This window comes from Vibrio sp. S12_S33, from assembly GCF_963889785.1.
GTDB classification, from domain to species: Bacteria; Pseudomonadota; Gammaproteobacteria; order Enterobacterales; family Vibrionaceae; genus Vibrio; species Vibrio aestuarianus.
Map to the genome: position 1 here is coordinate 1 of NZ_CAWPQZ010000411.1, position 247 is coordinate 247.

The window sequence follows — 247 nt, forward strand, 5'->3', positions numbered from 1 at the left end:
GCAGCTAACTAGGCGTTTAAGACGGATTCCCAACGCTTGGGAGTTTCGGTTCTAGGTTGAGTTTTGTGTTTAAGGCACAATGGTTTAGGATTGTGGTCGCGTTGCTCACCACTTAACGCAGCGTTATATTTCTTTTTAGTTCAGTACGTTATAATGTTAAAAATTAAATCGAAAGCCGAAACGTGAATACGTCTCTCAGTGGTGGTCTCCTGAGACTGATGATGGCAGCCTCGATTTACTTTGCGTC

Annotated in this window: 1 other RNA gene; it reads left to right on the top strand. The window is 43.3% G+C overall.

The annotated features are described in order from the left end of the window. Positions 1-173 precede the first annotated feature (173 nt). Positions 174-234: hammerhead ribozyme type II (locus AACW06_RS20605), an RNA gene on the top strand. The last annotated feature ends 13 nt before the right edge of the window (positions 235-247 follow it).